Below are 16,455 nucleotides of genomic sequence, written 5' to 3' on the forward strand. Positions count from 1 at the left end.
CCCATGCCGGAACAATGGCACAAAAAATGCGATGGAAGCGGCGGGAAACCAGGATTGTGCCCCGCCGCTTTTGTCTGCCGAAAATCCAAAAACAAAAGTAGGTCATGATTTTCAGGCCGGCTTTTTTCGAATAGAAAATTTCAGGTATAATAGGGATGATTGATGCATAAGGGAGATTGGTTTATGTCCAGGTTCCAGTTCCGCCCGGCAACGTTTAAAATGGTTTTCTTCATGTATTTGCTGGGCACGGTTATTTTTGCGATTTTGTATTTGCTGCCGGTTTCACACAAACAGCCGTTGCTGCCGTCAGATGCTTTTTTTCTGTCCGCAAGCGCCATCAGTGCAACAGGGCTGTCCACTGTTACCGTTGCGCAGGCACTTACAACGGCCGGAAAAATCATCCTGCTCATCCAGATGGAAATCGGCGGGATCGGCGTCATGGCCTTGGTCGGCGCGCTTTTGATCGTATTGCGCACGAATGCGCCTGTTCCGTCACAAACATTGATGATTTTTGACCAGAACCAGAACAGCAGCCGTTCGATATCAAAACTGATGGCCTTTATTGTAACGTACACATTGATCGTCGAAGCGGCAGGCTTTCTGCTGATTCTGCCGGCTGCGCTGCATCACGGCAGCCATTCTTTTGCCGCTTTTTTTCTTTCAGTGTCGACATTTACAAACGCCGGCTTTGAAATTTCCGGAAACGGGCTTGATGACTTCAAAGGCGAACCGTTCGTGCTCGCCGTGTTAACCTGTATGATCATTCTGGGCGTCCTCGGGTTCGCCGTTGTAATGGAGTTTTTGCAGTCGCGCCGGAAAAAGAAAAGCCTTTATTTCAAAGTAAATGTTTTGATGCACGGCATTTTGCTTTTGGCCGGCTTTCTATTCTTCTTTTTTGTAGATTTTATACATATGCCGGGGCTTTCTTTTACAGATAAAATCATCCAGTCCTTTTTCTTCAGTGCGGCGCCAAGAAGCGGGGGTCTGGCATCGCTCGATTTGCACGTTTTTTCTTTCCCGTCTTTGCTGTTTATGATCGTGCTTATGTTTATCGGCGGGTCGCCAAGCAGCTGTGCCGGCGGGATCCGGACGACCACATTCGCCGTCATTCTTGCCAAATTGTGGTCTGTCATCCGCGGTTCAAATGAGACGCATATGTTCAGAAGGACGTTGTTTGCCGAAGACGTAAACAAAGCCTTTCTCGTCTTTTTCGCTTTTCTTTTTTTGTTCTTTTTCTCGTTTTTTGTATTGTCTTTTACGGAAAAAGCAGCGCCGTTTCCGCTTGCATTTGAAATTATGTCGGCGCTGTCGACATGCGGCTTTTCCCTCGGGATCACGGCCGGGCTGACGGTGTTCGGCAAAATCTGGCTGGCTTTCCTCATGCTAATTGGCCGTCTCGGGGTGATTATTTTGATCTATACCTTTATGAATCAAAAAAAATCCACAATCAAATATGCAAAAGAATCCATTTTAATCGGTTAGGGGTGGGATTGTGAAACATTTAAAAGAAAGTTTTCTTGTGCTCGGGCTCGGCCGTTTCGGGTCGAGTGTGCTGAAAGAACTGGCGAGGCTCGGATATGATGTTGTCGGCGCCGATAAAAATGAAAAGGTGCTTCAGGATGAGGAACTGCAGGACGCCGCTTCGTACCTTGCGGAAGGCGATGTGACCAGCACCGCTTTTTTGGAAGAATTGAATGTGGACAATTTCGATGCGGTGGTCGTCAGCATAGGAGACGATTTTGAATCTGCCATTTTAACGGTGCTTGCTCTAAAAGATCTTGGCTGTGAAACGGTTTATGCGAAGGCGAATGATCAAAAGCGGGGGAGGGGCTTGAAAGGGGCAGGTGCGACCGACGTGTTTTTCCCTGAAGAAGAAACGGGGCGCTGGGTTGCCTACCATATTGCAAACCCGGGCATTTTGCAGTATATCCGCCTGTCGCCGTATTGCTCCGGCCTTGAGATGACAGTGCCGGAAGATTTTATCGGAAAGTCTCTGGCAGAACTCGATTTCCGCAACAGGTACAAAGCCCTTGTTGTAATGGTCACTTCCCAGTCTGAAGAAACGCCGGTTGTCTCCCCGGCACCGGATTATATCTTTCAGCCGGGGGATACCATTTTCACAGTCGGTGCGGAAAAAGATTTGGAGAGGCTGCGCCGGAAATTTTACTAGCGGGGTGAGGCGTTTTCCGGCTGCGTTAAAGTTGAAATGGGGGGCTGCCGCTGTTCCGGGGCGGTGCTTCCCATTCGGGGCGTGCGGCGCGGGAGCCGGAAAAACACTTACCTGCCGGGAGATAAGTCTCCTGCCCCCTACATATTTTGCAAAAAAATCGTTGCGGTTAAATACCGCCTTGCGAGCATTTGAAAATATGCCGTAAAAACGGAAAGCGTCGCGATGACAATGGTGTTGCGGATGGCTTCTTTTTTCGGGTCATCCGGCGATATGTATTTTGATATCATCTCTTCTGCTTTTTCGGTAATCATACCCTCCATTGCCGAAATCATATGTTCATGTTTTCCGGCCGGGAACCGCCCGACTTCCCGCATGGAATTGAGTTCCTCAAAAAGCTGGGAATAAGTGGCATACAGCTGTACCGGATTAATCAAATCATCATGCTCGTCTTCGGGGTCATTGACGATCAATTGCAACAGCTTGCGGATGGAATCGAAATCAAGCGCCGTTTTTAAGTCTTCCACCAGAAACAGCAGCGCCATCTGGTCAATCGAATATTTTTTCCCTTTTTCCGGCGCCACGATCATTTCTTTAATATCGCGCTTTACCCAGTTTTGAATCGCGGTCAGTGTAAAATTTGTATTTTCAATCTGGCTTCCGAGCGCCACGATTTCATTTAACGAAAAACCGAAGTCATCCGTGTTCTTCTTCAGTATTTTTGTGAAAATGGGGGGCATTACAGCAGCTGCAAAGGGACGGTGCGGGTCTTTTCCGCCATTTTTCTTTGCCCATAAGCCTTGTAAAAACGCTGCAGGCGTCATGGGGCCTGATCCCTTCAGCGCAAGCAGCAGATCTGCCATTTCCCTGCGTGTCATTTGAAATAGTTCCATTAACAGCACCTCCCAAACATTGGCATGCTACTTTTTATCGTAAGATTGATGGATGGAAAAGTCAATGATCATTGGGTGTCAAGTTTTCCCCGCTGTGCCGGACTGCGGGGGATGCCTTATTCTTCAGGCGAAACTTTCCATGCTTCCGGGAAGAAGACTTGCCCCTGTCCCGGTTTTGAAAAAAGTTTAAAGACGGCTTTTAAGGGGAAATAGAAACCGGGAATCACATTCTTTTGTGAAAAAGACTTGCATTTTAATTGATAAGTTCATATAATAGGTTCATAGGAACTTAGTATAAAAATAGAAAAGGGGAAATAAAGTTGAAGAAATTTTTTGCGTTGCTCCTGGCATTTACGTTTACCTTTTCAGTGGTCGGGATTCACTTTTCAAACCCGGTTGACGCAAGAGGATACCGTTCCGTTAAACGGTCTTACCAGTCGGTGCCAAAGACGACAACACCGTCGTCAAAACAACAGTCCCATTACCAGTCAAAAACGAACCAAAATACAAATCCGATTTCCGGCAATAAAGCCAATTCGGCGTCGTCTTCATCGAGAGGCAGCTTTGTCAAGGGGATGCTGCTCGGCGGACTTGGCGGCATGCTGTTCGGCTCAATGTTCAGCCATCTGGGCGGTTTGGGGACGGCTTTGACGGCAATGGTCAATATTTTAATCTTTATTGCGCTGATTCTCATTGTCATCAAATTGTTCCAATCCATATTTGGCAACAGGAAAAAAGATCGCGAGGCCTATGACAGATGGAAACATTAAAACTGTCGGAGCAGGATTTGATTAACGCGGTCTGCATGTATGTGGCAGACCAGCATTATGCTTATCCGGAAAATGTGATGGCGGTGCTCACATACGATGATGATACCGGCTACGGCGCAGATGTCGAACTGAACGGCAGAGATCTCGAGCCGCTGACTGAGCCGAAACTGATTCAAGCCATCCGCAAATATTTAGAAGAAGCATATAGCATTGACCCGTTTGCCGTCAGCATCCGCCTGGAAATTGAGGATCAAGATGGCATGGTGGCATACGTGGATTAAGAAACAGCCCGGCATTTTGCCGGGCTGTTTTACTCTATCTTGATACATATTTGTTCCGCCCTGCGCCGGTTCCTGTGGCAAGCATGAGGATGCCGCAGATCATCATGATGACGACCGGCATATGCCAATTGTGCGCACGGTCGTACAGCCAGCCGATCAAAAACGGGCCGGCCGCCGCCACAAGGTAACCGGCTGACTGGCTCATGCCGGAAAGATTGGCGGCTTCAGTGGCCGTTTTCGAACGGAGGCCGATAAACGCAAGCGCGAGGCTGATGCTGGCGCCCTGGGCGATGCCGATCAAAATGATGCAAATCCACATCCAAAACATATGCCCGCCGTACAGAAGGCCTGTAAGCCCGCACAAATAAAAAATCGTGATCCCGAAAACAAGGGGAATCTGGTTTTTCATCCGCTCCGCCCAAATCGGCGTCATAAAGGTAGCGGGCAGGCTGACGAACTGCATGATTGACACCATCCAACCGGCCGCTACGAGGCTTGCCCCATGGCTGACCATAATTTCCGCAAGCCAGGCGATGGTGCTGTAAAACAGAAATGACTGCAGGCCGAGAAAAAGCGTCACCTGCCAGGCGAGCGGGGACAGCCAGACGGATCTTCCGGGCGTTTCCTGATGGGCAGAAAACTTTACCCTCGCGTGCCTGCGCAATTGCGGAATCCATACCAAAGCAGCCAGTACAGAGAGGATGCCCCAGACGAGCAACCCCCATTTCCACCCGAGCCCCAACCCGTCCACAATCGGGACGCTGACGCCGGAAGCGAGCGCAGCAAATCCGCCCATAACGGTTGTATAAATACTCGTCATCAGCCCGAGTTTTTCAGGCACCCGGTGTTTAATGAGGCTAGGCAGCAGCACATTCCCGATTGCAATGCCTGTCCCGACAAAAGCTGTACCGATATAAAGCATGGCGGCATTCCCGGCCGTGCGGGCCAAAATGCCGATAAATAAAATGACAATCCCAAGAAGCAATGTCAACTCCTGGCCAATCTGGCTTGCCAGTTTGGGCGCAAGCGGTGAAATCAGTGCGAAGGCAAGAAGCGGGAGCGTCGTAATAAATCCCGCTTGTGCATTTGACATATGAAGGCTGTGGCGGATCGTGCCGATAACCGGCCCGACGGAAGTGATTGCCGGCCTGAGGTTGGCTGCAATACATATAACGCCTGCCACAAGCAGCCCGGATAATACTTTTTCTTTCTGATCACCCATCTTTTTCTAAACTCCTTTAAAACTTTCCTGATTTAAAAATGGACAACAGCAGCCATAAAAGCATCAATGTCGCAACACCGAATCCGATCTCAATGATCGGGTTTTTCCAGATCACTGTCGACTGGCCGCTGATGGACGTTCCGATCATCAGCCCGACCATCAAGATACTAAAGGCGAGCAGGACGATCGCAAAGGAAAGCCGGTTGCTGATCCTGTCAAGTTTTTCCAAAAATAAATGCAAATCTGGTATCACGACCTCCATCCTGAACTTGCCTTTTCGCATCGTTTTGGAAATATCGCGCAAATTTTTCGGAAGCTCAAGCAAAATTTCCGCCTGGTCCAAAAACGTTTTCCATCCTTTCCGCGCGACCCTGCCCGGCCGCAACCGATCCCGCAGCAGCCTTTCCCCGAACGGGCGCGCAGCTTCGATCAGGCTGAATTCCGGGTCAAGCGATTCCACGACGCCCTCCACCGTAATCAGCGATTTGCCGAGTATCGTCAGATCGGCAGGGAAGCGGATATGGTATTTAAATGCGAGATGGTACAAATCATTGATCGCTTCCCGCAAGCTTAACTGGCTGAGCGGCAGATCATAATATTTTTCGCGGAGAACTTCGACATCTTCCTTCAGCAGATGAAGATCGGTTTCTTCCGGAATTTCCGCAAGCGCATCAACCGACTTCATAATGGCATTCGTATCCGCCCGCATCAGCGCAATGACGAGCGAAGCGCAATGGTACTTGGTTTCTTCCGTAAGCCGGCCGACCATGCCGAAATCCATATAGCAAATCACATCGCCGGGCAAAACGACAATGTTTCCCGGATGCGGGTCGCCGTGGAAAAATCCTTCCACAAAAATCTGCTGGAGCATCGAATGGATCAGCCGTTCAGAAATGACTTTTTTTCGGTACCCGGGGACGGTTTCACTGAAAAACCCGCTGATTTTCCTGCCCTTTATGTACTCCATTGTCAGGACTCTTTTTGTGGAAAAGTCCCAGTAAATTTTCGGAATCCGGATGTTTTCATCGCCTTCAAATTGTTTGGCGATCCGTTCCGCATTCCGGCCTTCATGGTAATAATCAAGCTCGGACAACAGCGCCTGGGAAAATTCTTCGACAATGTCCCGCAATTGGTAAGCCCTTGCCCATTCAAAACGGGACTCAAGGGAGAGGGAAAGGCTTTCCAATATTTCCAGATCGGTTTCAATGACCGGGCGGATATTTGGGCGCTGGATTTTGATCGCAACCGGCTCTTCCGTATGTAATTTGGCTTTATGCACCTGCCCGATCGATGCAGTTGCGAGCGGTTCCGGATCAAATTCAGCAAACAGCTCCTCAACGCCCGCCCCGAGTTCGTCCCTGATAATCTTTTTTACGTCTTCATACGGAAACGGCGTGGCATTATCCTGCAATTTTTCCAGGTCAGCAATCATCGATTCCGGCAAAATGTCGCGGCGGGAGCTGGCCAGCTGCCCGAGTTTAATGAATGTCGGGCCCAATTCCTCCAAAAACAGCCGGATCCTTTCCCCGGTGCTGCGATGGGGGATGCGGGGAGCCGCTTTTTTCGAGGGAAAAGGAAAGAAATCCGAAAGGCCCCAATCGTTGATCAAATAACCGAGGCCGTTTTTAATTAGAGCGCCGGCAATTTCCTGGTATCTTTTTCCGTGCTTCATCTTTCTGGAAAGCAAGCAACCACCCCCGGTTTTGTTTTATGCAAAAAAACAGCCGGCCCCAGGAAAAAGGGCCAACCGGTTTACGGGTTCAACCGTTCTTCAAGCTGCTGGATGCGAAGTTCCAGCGCCTTGATTTCATCTTTTGTCGCAACATTCATTTCAGAAAGGATCTCGTTGACCCGGTCTTTCAAGGCCTGATTCAGTTCTTGTTTGGATTGTTCCCCTTTTTCCAGCAGTTCATCAATCAATTGTGTGGATTCTGCTTTTGTCAGGTTCCCTTTTTCCACGAGGCGGTTGACTGCCTTTTCTACTTGTTCTTTGCTGAGCACCGCCATGCCGAGGCCGAGTGATAACAATTGGTTCACTTTATCGCGCATTTCCAATTCCTTCCTTTCTCCTCTATCTTAATGTAATCATAGCCCAATCCGGCCGGAATCACAAACGGAAAGGTGTGTAAAAACGGATAATTAACGGGCTATTTTCCCCAATGGGAGGCAATAAACGTGTCGCGGCCTGACTTCGCCCGGTCTTCGTGATAGGCATTCGGGTTTTTCTTATAAAAATCCTGGTGGTAGTCTTCGGCAGGATAAAAGGGCTTCGCCGGCAAAATTTCAGTTACAATCGGCTTTTTGAATTTGCCGCTTTCTGCAAGCTGCTGTTTTGTAGCTTCCGCCAGCCGCTTTTGTTCTTCATTATGGTAAAAAATGGCCGCCCGGTAGTTAGAACCGCGGTCCTGGAACTGGCCGCCGGCATCGGTCGGATCGATTTGCTGCCAAAAGATTTCGAGCAGTTTTTCGTACGGAAAAACTTTGGGATCATATGTAATTTGGACGGCTTCGTAATGGCCAGTCGTTCCGGTCTTTACCTGTTCATACGAAGGATTTTCGACCGTTCCCCCCGTGTACCCGGAAACGACTTTTTCGATGCCGTCCCACTGGTCGAAAGGTTTGACCATGCACCAAAAACAGCCGCCGGCAAAAGTTGCTTTCTGAAATTGTTCCGCCATTTCTTCTCCTCCAAGGTGGTTCTTTTTCTAAATCGTAACATTTCCTGCGCACCACGACAAGAAAGAATGCCCGGCCTGCTGCGGAAAAATCAAAAAATTCCGGTTGCATCTGCCCAGTTTTGGGTTTTAGAACATATCTTTTTTGTATTGTCCACTAAAATGCAATTTTTTTAAAAAATGCGTTTAAAATTTGAACATTTTGTGAACATGAAGTAATATAATATACAAAAGGGAGGGTTGTGAAATGAAGGAATTTAAGGGGTACTATCTGCTTGCAACCGCTGAGCTGGTGATGAGTGTGGTGTTTCTTGCCATTCACTTTATTGTAAGCGATCACACAACGGACTGGTCTTTGATTTTGTTTTGGGGTTTTCTGCTAGGGGGACTGATTACCTACGGGCTCGGAATGGCGTACTTGCTGATGCTTTGCGCGTCAGGGAAAGAATTGCCGAATGAATATCCGGAATTCGATCCGTCATATAGAAAAGCGGGATAATCGTTCGCACAGCATGAACCCTGTAGACACGGGGTTTCTTTTTTTGGGGGGAAAAGCGGGCGCCGAACAATCCGGATTGATCAAGGCTTGACATTTAAAAGCGGAGGGAAAGGAGTCCTTTTTTATGCAAAAAAACGATGCCGCAAAGGGCACCGTTAGTCTTCTTTTTGAACATTTGCCGCCTGCGGGCCGCGTGATCCTTCTTCCACATCAAATGATACTTTCTGGCCTTCTTCAAGCGTTTTATAGCCTTCACCCTGGATGGCCGAGAAATGGACAAACACGTCGTCTCCGCCTTCCCGTTCAATAAAACCGTAGCCTTTTTCACTGTTAAACCATTTTACTGTACCATGTTCCACGTTTAATGCCTCCTAATTTTTAACCTTTCTTGCTTTTAATATATCCAGAATCCCAGGTTTTAAACGCCTTTTTCACTTGCAGGCAAAAATTTGCGGCTTTTTTTGGGTCCATCTGTCCTGAAAATATGCGCCGGCCGGTTTTCATCCCCGTTGTTGCCGCATCCATCCCAGGCATAAGCGTCCATTTGGAAAAAGCTTGGTACACTTTGCGGCATCAACATTTGATATAATCGGGCAGCCGTTGTAAACTTTTAAATAGCCGGATAGTGAAAACTTTATTGCAAAAGGAGCTGTACCCATTCATGATTGTTTCCGGACAAAAGGAACATCAACTAATAGAAGAAACTTTTAAAGATCAAATAGATCATCCTGCTGTGATCAGCAAAAAACTCGAGCAGTCAGGCCAATTTATGGAAGCCGTCCGTAGCCTGATTGATTTATGCGGCGATGATCCGGACCGCGACGGATTGCAGGAAACACCTTACCGGGTGCTGAAGGCCTTTTTGGAATATACAGAGGGGTACCGGGAAGACCCGAAATTGCATTTGGCAAAAACATTTGACGTCGACCACGACCATAAGGAGCTCGTACTCGTAAAAGATATCGAATTTTATTCCATATGCGAGCACCACTTCGCGCCATTTTTCGGCGTCGCGCATGTCGCCTATTTGCCAAACGAAAAAATCACCGGCCTGTCGAAAATTGCGCGCATGGTCGACGGCTACGCCAGGCGTTTTCAGGTCCAGGAACGGCTGACAAAACAAATTGCGGATGCGGTGGAAGAGGTGCTTGAACCGCAGGGCACAATGGTGGTTTTAGAGGCCAAGCATATGTGCATGTGCGGGCGGGGCGTGAAAAAGGCGGATGCGTCCACGACAACGATGTCCTACCGCGGCATTTTTGAAGGGCGGGCGGATTTGCGCGCCGAATTTTTATCCTTGCTCAAATAGAAAAAGAAGGATGGTGTTTATGCTGGATGTGGACATATTGATCATCGGGGGCGGCCCTGCCGGCATTTCAGCAGCGATCTGGTGCAGCCGGCTTGGCATGGACCATCTGCTCATTGAGGAAAAAGAAATGCTTGGCGGGCAGCTCAGGCTGATCCATAATCGCATTATTGATTATCCCGGCCTGCAAGCGGAAAACGGGGAGGAAATGCGCAACCTTTTTGTCCGGCATGCCGAGTCGTTGCAGTGCCGGTACCGGGTGAATACGCGCGCCGTAAAAATAGATGGCGCCGGAAAAGTTGCGGTGGCGGAAACAGGCGGGCTTAAGACCAGGATCGGTTTTCGCTACCTGATTTACGCTGCCGGTGCCGTACGGAGAAAACTTGGCGTGCCGGGGGAAAAAGAGATGTTCGCCCGCGGGGAAATGTATTCAGCTACGAAGGACAGCCATTTGTTTAAAGGGAAATCTGTTGCAGTTGTCGGCGGCGGCGACCGTGCTTTTGAGGGCGCTTGTTTGCTTGCAGAAGCAGGGGCGCACGTCTACCTCATTCACCGCTCGGAACGTTTCAGGGCCAGGCAGGCTTATCTCAGCCGGGCCCAATCTTATCAGAACATCCGGATTTTGCCGAATAGGCGTGTGAAAGCCATTATCGGGGAAGACCAAACCGAAGCTGTGGAACTGGTCCGTTTAAGCGGAGAATCTTGTTTTTTGCCGGTATCCGCGGTCTTCGTCCGGATCGGGATGGAACCGAACAGCGGCCTCGTTCAGCATGTTGCCGGGACGGATGCAGACGGGTACATCGTATCGGACGGTTACGGGAAAACCGAGTGCGAATGGCTGTATGCAATCGGGGACAACTGCCTCGGCCCGCTTTATTCCAGTATTGCAGGGGCGGCCGGGCAGGGGGCTGCTGCAGCAAAGCATATTGCCTCCCGTTTGGCGGGGGAACGTGCCCGGACGGTAAAATAAACGATCTGCCGCGGCTTTACGGCCCCGCGCACGCCGGCTTAAGGCCGGGCAGCCGTGCGTTCCGGAGCAGGAAGGTGGGGCAAGCAAATGCCGGCTTTACGAATTGTTCAGTGGCGATGGCCTCAAAACACTTTGCCCTGCCCCTTTCTGTTTTTTAATCCCGGCCGTCAGGTTGTGGGGCATCTTCCCCGCCCAGCACCCGGCTGAAAGCGGCAGAAACTTTTTCGTATTCTTCGTCTGAATGGAGGGCGTCCAGGTCGCCTTCTTCGTCTGTTTTCAAGAAAAACACATCCAGGTCCCGGCCTGTCTGTTCCTCTAAATCTTCAACAAATGAAACGGCGGCATATTCGGTTCCTTCCAGCGACAATACACCGATGATTTCCACTTCCTGCTCACGCCCGTTTTCCGTAATTGTAAACACTTCACCCTGTTCAATATTTGCCATCGGGTCTCCTCCTTCATTTCCGTCTGTTGCGTATTGTATACGAAAACCGAAAAAACACGCCAAAAGAAAGAAAAGTGCGCTATCATGATAGCAGCCGGATCTCGGAAAGGGGTGTATATATGGATAAAAAAGACATGGAAGAAAAAATCATACAACAATACAAAATGGATGAGAAAATGATGGCGCTCATTTTTGCCCAATGGTGCGTGAATAATGGGCTAGATCCGGAAGAACTATACAGCAGGGCGTACCCGCAACAGGCAAAAAACGTCTTGCTGGAAGAAGCGCTTGCCCTGACGGTGCCGAAAGAAGAAGCAGAAGAAATCAGCAGCGGGACCGTGTTGAATGTATTATCCTTATTCGGCAATGACGATTTGGCTTTTGTGGTGTCGGAAGAAATTACCAAGTTAAAACGATGAATCCGGAAACAAATGAGATGCCGCCCGCACGGAGACGGCCCATCATGATCTTGTCTTTTTCCAATCCCGGAAATGGAAAAATCACCCCTTGGATACCCAAGGGGTGATCATTATAAGGAATCGCGTATTGCCTTTTTAAATCCTTCCACAGAAAGCAGGGCAAATACCGAATAAAGCAATGTATATAGAACCATCACGATCAGCATCGGCGTCCACAGCGAGGACCCGAAAAAGAACCAACCGGATTTTACCGCAAAGTAGCTGTGCGAAAGGCCGAGCAAAAGCGGAATGCCGAAATTGTAAAGCTGCTTGATCCGGATGCCCTTTGTCAAATCCTGCGTTGTAAAGCCAAGCTTGCGCAAAATGGTGTAGGACGGCTTTTCTTCCTCGCTTTCTTCCATCTGCTTGAAATACAAAATGCAGCCGGACGTGACCAGAAATGTAAGCCCGAGAAATCCGACAATAAACATCGCAACGCCCATGTTTTCTTTTTGTGCTTTGAAGATTTCAGGGCTGGAATAGGCAAAGGAATCTGAAGGGAAGTGCAGACTTTGGAACAGTCGGTCTGCTTTGCCAAGATCTTCCTCCTTCTTCAGATTGATGCCGGTAAAGCGCTTTGAATCCAATTGAATTTTCGGGTCCGTATCCTTTTTTAAATCTTGGAAGAACGCATCATCCGTCACTAGAACGGGCATGCTGCCAGAGAAATAATTGGAAAGAATCTGGTCTTTGCGAAGCGCAACGATGCGGAGTCTGGCTGTTTTCCGCTTGCCTGTTAAGTCAATCATCCCTTCCGATTTCATCGGCATAAATTTTGCCAGGGCATCGGGATAGCCGGAAAAGACCGCCTGCCCGGGTTTTACATCAAATCTTTTCACTGCCGCATCGCTGACAACTGCGATCGGCACGGCGCCGGTATCAAACTTCGGATCTTTTGTTTTTTTATCGAACAGGCTGCTTAAATCAGCTGTAACCCGTACGACTGCAATTTCTTCTTTTTCATAGGCGATGCGGTTTTCATTTAAACGTTTTGTAAATTGTTTCGCCTCATTCGTTTTGATAAAAGAAAAGTCCGCAGCTGCTACATTATGGGCTGTATCTTCGGCAGAGTAAAAGGTAATGTAGCTTAATGATAATAAGCCGATCGCAAGTGCCGACACGGTTGTGATGATGGTCAGCAGCACTGCGTTCGAACGGATCCGAAACATGATGGCGGACAGGGACATGACATCCCGGATATTCAGATACCCGCCTTTCTTTTTCCGGATAAGGTAAAAGACAAAGCGGACAGAAGTCTTAAAAAATAGGTAGGTCCCGAGAATGACAAGGGCTAAAATGGTTCCCATTGCGGTAAACAAGGCACGCGCCGTTCGAAAGTCCCCATTGAATAATTTTGATGAAATATAGTATCCTGCCCCGATGCAGACAAATCCGGTTATCCCGAGCACCAGCCCCGCTTTTGACATCCGTGCGGCCCGGTCTTCCGTGGATGAAACGGTGCGGAAGAGGGAAAGGATTGTTTGCCGTTTGATAAAGATGCTGTTGATGAGCAGGATCAGGACGAAAATGATGGAAAAAACAAGGATCGTCTGCTCGAAAGCCTGGATCGAAAAATAAAGAGAGACCTTTGTTTTAACCTGAATAATCCGAAGCAGCAGCATCATCAGCAGCCTGGATGCCGCAAACCCGAAAAAGATGCCGGCAAAGAGTGAGCCGTAGTAGAGCAAAAAATTCTCCGTCCCTAAAATCCGGAACACTTCTTTTTTCGTCATGCCGACAAGCTGGAAAAGCCCGATTTCCTTGCTCCGCCTTTTCATAAACAAATGGTTGGCATAAAAGAGAAACACCGCCACAATGACGATCAGCAAAACCGACGCCACCTTCAGCGCGGCCAGCCCTTTTACGGAAGATTTTACTTCGGCGAGAGAAGGGGCGTATTGCAGTGTCACAAACGCAAAGTATAATGCAGCACTGAAGGCGAGTGCGAAAATATACAGCGCATAATGCGGAAGGTTCTTTTTAAAATTGCGGTAAATCAAACCGTTAATCGTCATGCTGCACACCTCCCAGCACGGCCTGTGTTTTCAGGATGGCCTGATAGAAATCCTGTCTTGATTCGGTGCCTTTATGCAGTTGGGAATAAATCTGCCCGTCTTTAATGAAAATGACCCTGCCCGAATAGCTGGCTGCGGCCGCATCATGGGTGACCATTAAGATGGTTGCTTTTCTTTTTTCGTTCAGGCGGCTTAATTTATTCAAAAGGTCGGATGCTGACTTTGAATCGAGCGCACCTGTTGGTTCGTCGGCAAAAATAAGACCCGGTTCATGGACAAACGCCCGCGCTGCCGATGTCCGCTGCTTCTGCCCGCCGGATATTTCATTCGGATACTTGTCCTGAATATCCATAATGCCAAGTTCTTCCGCAACCGCATGGAATTTTTCGTCCGCCTCGCGTTTTGAAACTTTTTTCACAGACAGCGGCAGCAATATATTTTCCTTCACCGTTAACGTATCAAGCAAATGGTATTCCTGGAAAATAAAGCCTAAATGCCTTTTCCGGAACTCCGCCAGCTGCTTGTCTTTCATTTTCGTCAACGCTTTGCCTTCGATTTCAATGGAACCGCGGCTGGGCCGGTCAATCGAGGAAAGGACATTTAACAATGTCGTTTTCCCTGATCCGGACGGCCCCATAATGCTCGTGAATTCTCCTTTTTCAACATTTAAATCAATCCCTTTTAAAACTTCTTGTTTGTTCCACTTGTTGCCGTACGTTTTATAAACATTTTTTGCTTCAAGGATCATGATTGGCTCCCCCTTTCTGATATGATTTCATTATAGAAAAGCCGGCATGCTTCTTCCTTCGTTTCAGCTAACAATACAGAAAAGCATATGACAGTTTTGTCACATGCCTGTAATTTGCTGCAAGCTATTTCTTTCCGGGAAGATGAGCGTAAAGGTCGAACCGGCGCCGGGAACCGACTGGACAGTAAGCAGGATATTTAATTTTTCCGCCGCCCTTTTGGCAAGATACAGGCCGAGGCCGGTTGCCCCCCTGTTTTGGCTGCGGTCAGAAGACGTAAATCCCTTTTCAAAAATGCGCGGCAAATCTTTCGGGTCAATGCCGCACCCCTTGTCTGCCACCGATAAATGGAAGCGGCCGTCTGCCATTTTTCCGGAAATGGAGATGTCTGTCCCGCAACTGTACTGGACCGCATTTACCAGCAATTGCCGGAGGATAAACGACAGCCATTTTGCATCTGTAACAATTGCCGGAACCCCCGGTGAGACGTCAAAACCGATGCCTTTTTGAATGCACCATGGCTGAATCGCTTTGATTTCCTGGAAGATCAGGCGTTTCAGGTCAACATTTTCCATATAAACGTCATTTTCCATATTGCCGATCCGTTTTTCATGAAGCTGTTTGTCAAGCAGGTGGTGGATGCGCAGCCATTCATAATTGAGCGACACTTTTGCTTCTTCATCTTGAAGCCGGTCAATGATGAGCTGCATGGCAGTCATCGGTGTTTTGACCTCATGTACCCATGCCGTTAATTCATCCTGTTCTTCCTGCACCGTGGACGCGTTCCGGTCAGTTTCCGCCCGTAGATGTTCCGCCTGCGCTTGTACAGCCTGATGCACGATCTGTTCAAAAGGGGTTCCGGGGCGGGTGATCTCGCTCGTATCAAGATCCCCATCCCATTCTGAAAGGCTTTGATAAAATTTCACTTCTTTCCGAGCGCGGAAGAAAAGGAAAAGAAGAAAAGCAATCGTTTCTAAAAAAACGATATAAAGAACGGATGAAAGCGCGATTTGCGGATCAAGCCAGGCAATGAAAAGCAGCATCAGCTGGCAGGCGGCAAAAAATATTACCCAGCTTTTTCGTTCAACAAGAAACATCCGGATCATAGGCCGGCATCCTTTTCAAGCGCCATATAGCCCTGGCCCACTTTTGTTTCGATACAGTCACCGAGCCCGATCGTGGAAAGTTTTTTCCGCAGGCGGTTGACGTTCACGGTCAATGTATTATCGCTCACAAACCTTTCATCGTCCCATAAACATTCGATCAGATGCGTGCGGCTCACAATCCGGTTTTTCATGTTCACCAAAATTTTCAAAATAAACATTTCGTTTTTTGACAGTTCAATGCATCCATGTTCGTTTTCGACCGTGTTTTTCTGCAAATCGATTGTGGCCCCGCACCATGTTTTTAAAACTGCCTGCTCGCTTGTGTAGGCATATACCCGCCGCAAAATGGCCTGGATTTTGGCGATTAATACGTCGATATGAAAAGGCTTTTGCACATAATCGTCCGCACCGAGCTGCATCGCCATCACCATATCAGTCGGATGGTCGCGGGAAGAAAGGAAAAGGATCGGGACATGGGAGTGTGCGCGAATCTGCCGGCACCAGTGGAACCCGTCAAATTTCGGAAGCTGGATGTCAATGACCACCAGATCAGGCCGGAATTCCGCAAATTCCTCCATCACATGCCCGAAATCGCGGATCCCCGCAACTTCAAATGACCACTGCGAAAGCCTTTCTTTCACCTCACGAAACAGCGTCACATCGTCTTCAATGATTAGAATTTTTATCAACCGGACCACTCTTTCTATTTTTGCTACCCTCCATTTTACAAGAAAAGGCGGCAGCAGGCTATATTTGCAGGTATTCTCTTACAAAATACAGAATCAGCCTGAAGCACCATATATCTGATGGATGGTGATATCTAAATGGCCTGTCATTTATTTTCACCTAACTGGTTTTATGATGATATCGCTAACGCCCGTAGTTGTTCCTTTATAGCTTTT

The 16,455-nt window shown here is 48.5% G+C and carries 19 protein-coding genes; 8 read left to right on the plus strand and 11 right to left on the minus strand.

Annotated features, from left to right (window positions below):
* Positions 1-183 precede the first annotated feature (183 nt).
* Both NSU00_RS06940 and NSU00_RS06945 read left to right on the plus strand, forming a co-directional pair.
* Entirely contained in the window at positions 184-1,482 is a 1,299-nt protein-coding gene (locus tag NSU00_RS06940) for a TrkH family potassium uptake protein (protein WP_013859261.1), read from the plus strand.
* Positions 1,483-1,492: 10 nt separating this feature from the next.
* Positions 1,493-2,170 (plus strand): potassium channel family protein, encoded by a 678-nt coding sequence (locus tag NSU00_RS06945; protein WP_340702588.1) that lies wholly within the window; start codon positions 1,493-1,495, stop codon positions 2,168-2,170.
* A gap of 137 nt (positions 2,171-2,307) precedes the next feature.
* Here the strand turns inward: NSU00_RS06945 and NSU00_RS06950 are convergent, their stop codons facing one another.
* On the minus strand, positions 2,308-3,060 hold the full coding sequence (locus tag NSU00_RS06950; RefSeq protein ID WP_195850323.1) for a DUF1836 domain-containing protein: 753 nt from the start codon (positions 3,058-3,060) through the stop codon (positions 2,308-2,310).
* Between the two features lie 320 nt (positions 3,061-3,380).
* Here NSU00_RS06950 and NSU00_RS06955 point away from each other — a divergent pair, with 320 nt between their 5' ends.
* Together NSU00_RS06955 and NSU00_RS06960 are read left to right on the plus strand one after the other, a co-directional pair.
* A complete protein-coding gene (locus NSU00_RS06955; RefSeq protein ID WP_340702589.1) occupies positions 3,381-3,830 on the plus strand; it encodes a hypothetical protein in 450 nt (149 codons plus the stop codon).
* A complete protein-coding gene (locus NSU00_RS06960; protein ID WP_061575380.1) occupies positions 3,818-4,111 on the plus strand; it encodes a YxcD family protein in 294 nt (97 codons plus the stop codon). Before NSU00_RS06955 ends, NSU00_RS06960 begins: the two co-directional genes overlap by 13 nt.
* Before the next feature lie 34 nt (positions 4,112-4,145).
* On the opposite strand, the gene NSU00_RS06965 is transcribed toward NSU00_RS06960, so the two are convergent.
* The 4 genes from NSU00_RS06965 to msrA form a co-directional block, all read right to left on the minus strand.
* Positions 4,146-5,333 carry a CynX/NimT family MFS transporter gene (locus NSU00_RS06965; protein WP_195850325.1) on the minus strand — a complete coding sequence of 396 codons (1,188 nt, stop codon included), beginning with the start codon at positions 5,331-5,333 and terminating at the stop codon, positions 4,146-4,148.
* 16 nt (positions 5,334-5,349) lie between these two features.
* Positions 5,350-7,020 (minus strand): ABC1 kinase family protein, encoded by a 1,671-nt coding sequence (locus NSU00_RS06970; RefSeq protein ID WP_340702590.1) that lies wholly within the window; start codon positions 7,018-7,020, stop codon positions 5,350-5,352.
* Between the two features lie 65 nt (positions 7,021-7,085).
* Positions 7,086-7,382, minus strand: coding sequence for a phasin family protein (locus NSU00_RS06975; protein WP_014098395.1), 297 nt, complete (start codon positions 7,380-7,382; stop codon positions 7,086-7,088).
* 98 nt (positions 7,383-7,480) lie between these two features.
* Complete coding sequence (msrA, locus tag NSU00_RS06980; protein WP_013859269.1) at positions 7,481-8,011, minus strand: peptide-methionine (S)-S-oxide reductase MsrA; 531 nt, start codon at positions 8,009-8,011, stop codon at positions 7,481-7,483.
* Between the two features lie 244 nt (positions 8,012-8,255).
* Between msrA and NSU00_RS06985 the strand changes: the two genes are divergently transcribed.
* The gene (locus NSU00_RS06985) at positions 8,256-8,507 is read left to right on the plus strand and encodes a hypothetical protein (protein WP_340702591.1); all 252 of its coding nucleotides are present in this window, start codon (positions 8,256-8,258) and stop codon (positions 8,505-8,507) included.
* Between the two features lie 155 nt (positions 8,508-8,662).
* On the opposite strand, the gene NSU00_RS06990 is transcribed toward NSU00_RS06985, so the two are convergent.
* Positions 8,663-8,866: a cold-shock protein gene (locus tag NSU00_RS06990; RefSeq protein ID WP_013859272.1), complete on the minus strand. Its 204-nt coding sequence runs from the start codon at positions 8,864-8,866 to the stop codon at positions 8,663-8,665.
* Positions 8,867-9,168: 302 nt separating this feature from the next.
* Between NSU00_RS06990 and folE the strand changes: the two genes are divergently transcribed.
* Both folE and NSU00_RS07000 read left to right on the plus strand, forming a co-directional pair.
* Positions 9,169-9,816, plus strand: a complete 648-nt coding sequence (gene folE, locus NSU00_RS06995) for a GTP cyclohydrolase I FolE (RefSeq protein ID WP_195850327.1) — start codon at positions 9,169-9,171, stop codon at positions 9,814-9,816.
* Positions 9,817-9,835: 19 nt separating this feature from the next.
* The gene (locus tag NSU00_RS07000) at positions 9,836-10,783 is read left to right on the plus strand and encodes an NAD(P)/FAD-dependent oxidoreductase (RefSeq protein ID WP_328194340.1); all 948 of its coding nucleotides are present in this window, start codon (positions 9,836-9,838) and stop codon (positions 10,781-10,783) included.
* Positions 10,784-10,937: 154 nt separating this feature from the next.
* On the opposite strand, the gene NSU00_RS07005 is transcribed toward NSU00_RS07000, so the two are convergent.
* Complete coding sequence (locus NSU00_RS07005; RefSeq protein WP_019721199.1) at positions 10,938-11,228, minus strand: DUF1292 domain-containing protein; 291 nt, start codon at positions 11,226-11,228, stop codon at positions 10,938-10,940.
* Between the two features lie 119 nt (positions 11,229-11,347).
* On the opposite strand from NSU00_RS07005, the gene NSU00_RS07010 reads away from it, so the two are divergent.
* Positions 11,348-11,647, plus strand: coding sequence for a hypothetical protein (locus NSU00_RS07010; RefSeq protein WP_013859277.1), 300 nt, complete (start codon positions 11,348-11,350; stop codon positions 11,645-11,647).
* Positions 11,648-11,757: 110 nt separating this feature from the next.
* Here the strand turns inward: NSU00_RS07010 and NSU00_RS07015 are convergent, their stop codons facing one another.
* From NSU00_RS07015 to NSU00_RS07030, 4 genes are all read right to left on the minus strand, one after another.
* On the minus strand, positions 11,758-13,701 hold the full coding sequence (locus tag NSU00_RS07015; RefSeq protein WP_340703565.1) for an ABC transporter permease: 1,944 nt from the start codon (positions 13,699-13,701) through the stop codon (positions 11,758-11,760).
* On the minus strand, positions 13,691-14,452 hold the full coding sequence (locus tag NSU00_RS07020) for an ABC transporter ATP-binding protein (protein WP_088775938.1): 762 nt from the start codon (positions 14,450-14,452) through the stop codon (positions 13,691-13,693). Before NSU00_RS07020 ends, NSU00_RS07015 begins: the two co-directional genes overlap by 11 nt.
* Before the next feature lie 96 nt (positions 14,453-14,548).
* Positions 14,549-15,553 carry a sensor histidine kinase gene (locus NSU00_RS07025; RefSeq protein WP_017550830.1) on the minus strand — a complete coding sequence of 335 codons (1,005 nt, stop codon included), beginning with the start codon at positions 15,551-15,553 and terminating at the stop codon, positions 14,549-14,551.
* The gene (locus tag NSU00_RS07030) at positions 15,550-16,242 is read right to left on the minus strand and encodes a response regulator transcription factor (RefSeq protein ID WP_340702594.1); all 693 of its coding nucleotides are present in this window, start codon (positions 16,240-16,242) and stop codon (positions 15,550-15,552) included. The genes NSU00_RS07025 and NSU00_RS07030 overlap by 4 nt, the downstream gene beginning before the upstream one ends.
* Positions 16,243-16,455: the final 213 nt, after the last annotated feature.

It is taken from the genome of Weizmannia sp. FSL W8-0401, from assembly GCF_038009125.1.
Taxonomy (GTDB): Bacteria; Bacillota; Bacilli; order Bacillales; family Bacillaceae_C; genus Weizmannia; species Weizmannia coagulans.

Excerpts from the sequence above, each read along its gene's own strand:
- NSU00_RS06940 (WP_013859261.1), top strand. The coding sequence starts at position 184 with ATGTCCAGGTTCCAGTTCCGCCCGGCAACGTTTAAAATGGTTTTCTTC.
- NSU00_RS06950 (WP_195850323.1), bottom strand. The coding sequence starts at position 3,060 with ATGGAACTATTTCAAATGACACGCAGGGAAATGGCAGATCTGCTGCTT.
- NSU00_RS06960 (WP_061575380.1), top strand. The coding sequence starts at position 3,818 with ATGGAAACATTAAAACTGTCGGAGCAGGATTTGATTAACGCGGTCTGC.
- NSU00_RS06965 (WP_195850325.1), bottom strand. The coding sequence starts at position 5,333 with ATGGGTGATCAGAAAGAAAAAGTATTATCCGGGCTGCTTGTGGCAGGC.
- NSU00_RS06975 (WP_014098395.1), bottom strand. The coding sequence starts at position 7,382 with ATGCGCGATAAAGTGAACCAATTGTTATCACTCGGCCTCGGCATGGCG.
- msrA (WP_013859269.1), bottom strand. The coding sequence starts at position 8,011 with ATGGCGGAACAATTTCAGAAAGCAACTTTTGCCGGCGGCTGTTTTTGG.
- NSU00_RS06985 (WP_340702591.1), top strand. The coding sequence starts at position 8,256 with ATGAAGGAATTTAAGGGGTACTATCTGCTTGCAACCGCTGAGCTGGTG.
- folE (WP_195850327.1), top strand. The coding sequence starts at position 9,169 with ATGATTGTTTCCGGACAAAAGGAACATCAACTAATAGAAGAAACTTTT.
- NSU00_RS07000 (WP_328194340.1), top strand. The coding sequence starts at position 9,836 with ATGCTGGATGTGGACATATTGATCATCGGGGGCGGCCCTGCCGGCATT.
- NSU00_RS07005 (WP_019721199.1), bottom strand. The coding sequence starts at position 11,228 with ATGGCAAATATTGAACAGGGTGAAGTGTTTACAATTACGGAAAACGGG.
- NSU00_RS07010 (WP_013859277.1), top strand. The coding sequence starts at position 11,348 with ATGGATAAAAAAGACATGGAAGAAAAAATCATACAACAATACAAAATG.
- NSU00_RS07015 (WP_340703565.1), bottom strand. The coding sequence starts at position 13,701 with ATGACGATTAACGGTTTGATTTACCGCAATTTTAAAAAGAACCTTCCG.
- NSU00_RS07025 (WP_017550830.1), bottom strand. The coding sequence starts at position 15,553 with ATGATCCGGATGTTTCTTGTTGAACGAAAAAGCTGGGTAATATTTTTT.